Here is a 1,962-nt window from a genome sequence, read left to right as displayed (position 1 = left end):
GCTGTAACAGGTGCTGTAGGAACAGTGACCTATTCTTGGAAAAATGCTTCAAATACTGTAGTGGGTTCTACTGCAACAGTGAACAACTTACCAGCGGGAACTTACACTGTAACCGTAACTGATTCTTGTTCTTCACAATCTAATTCGATAACTATTGGTCAACCAGCAGCAGCTATTGCTTGTTCAGTAGTTCAAGATACTGCCGTTACTGCAAATGGTCTATCTGATGGTAAAGCTACCGTAACTCCTACTGGTGGAAATGGTGGGTATACTTTCCTTTGGGATAATAATGAAACTACTGCCACAGCCTCTTCTTTAAATGCTGGACTACATACGGTAACAGTAACCGATAGCAAAGGGTGTCAAACTACTTGTTCGGTAACCATCACACAACCTGATGTATTAGCTTGCAGCGTGGTGCAAGTAGCTCCTGCTAAATGTTTTGGCGATAGCAATGCCCAAGCAACTGTTACACCTACTGGTGGAAACGGAGATTACACTTTCCTTTGGGATAATAATGAAACTACCGCTACCGCTACGGCTCTAAACGCTGGATTACACACTGTAACTGTAACCGATAAACTAGGATACAAAACCACTTGTTCGGTAACCATTACGCAACCTGAAGCAGCTATTGCTTGTTCCGTAGTTCAAGATACTGCCGTTACTGCAAATGGTCTATCTGATGGTAAAGCTACCGTAACCCCTACTGGTGGAAATGGTGGGTATACTTTCCTTTGGGATAATAGTGAAACTACTGCCACAGCCTCTTCTTTAAATGCTGGACTACATACGGTAACAGTAACCGATAGCAAAGGGTGTCAAACTACTTGTTCGGTAACCATCACACAACCTGATGTATTAGCTTGTAGCGTGGTGCAAGTAGCTCCTGCTAAATGTTTTGGTGATAGCAATGCCCAAGCAACTGTTACTCCTACTGGTGGAAACGGAGATTACACTTTCCTTTGGGATAATGGAGAAACTACCGCTACAGCTACGGCGCTAAACGCTGGATTACACACCGTAACAGTAACCGATAAATTAGGATACAAAACCACTTGTTCGGTAACAATCACTCAACCTGAAGCGGCTATTGCAGCTACTTCAATAATAACCAATAACAATAACTGTGTTGGTTGCAATATTGGAGCCATTGATATTACAGTAAATGGAGGAACTAAACCTTACCAATTTTTATGGTCAAATGGAGCTACAACAGAAGATATAGTTAATCTTACCGCTGGAAATTATAGCGTATTAATTACTGATGCTAAAGGATGTAGTATTGAATATAATTACACAATTAATGAATCTGGAATTGATATTACAAAAGATGGCACTTATGTAGACAGTAATAATGATGGAATCACTAATGTAGGTGATATTGTTTCATACAACTTTGTAATCAAAAATACAGGTAATGTAACCTTGACTAATGTAACTGTAACTGATAACAATGCTGTGGTAACTGGTGGACCAATTGCAACACTTACCGCAGGTGCAACAGACAGTACTACATTCTCTGGTGTTCATCAGTTGACACAAAATGACATTGACAATGGAATTGTTTACAATATTGCAATCTCAAAAGGCTTAGACCCTGAGGAGAAAGTTGTAACCGATACATCTATTGACTCAACACCTTGCTTAAAATGTCCAAGATCCGTAGAATGTCCTGATTGTACCATCACTGAATTAAATCAAAGTCCAAGTATCGACATTACAAAAGATGGGGTGTATGTGGATAGCAACAATGATGGTAAAACCAATGTGGGTGATATTGTTTCATACAACTTTGTAATCAAAAATACAGGTAATGTAACCTTGACTAATGTAACGGTAACTGATAATAATGCTGTGGTAACTGGTGGACCAATTGCAACACTTGCTGTGGGTGCAACTGATAGCACTACATTCTCAGCTTCACATACCATTACACAAGAAGATATCAACGCAGGATTG

General features: G+C 39.8%; 1 protein-coding gene. It reads left to right on the top strand.

Going from position 1 to position 1,962, the window contains the following annotated elements:
- A partial coding sequence (locus ACZ1AQ_RS11155; protein WP_489632980.1) for a SprB repeat-containing protein occupies window positions 1-1,962 on the top strand: 1,962 nt, incomplete at both ends.

The organism is Flavobacterium sp. UM26 (genome assembly GCF_057922445.1).
Note: the sequence above shows the minus strand (reverse complement) of the source record. Positions and strands in the feature narration are given on the sequence as shown.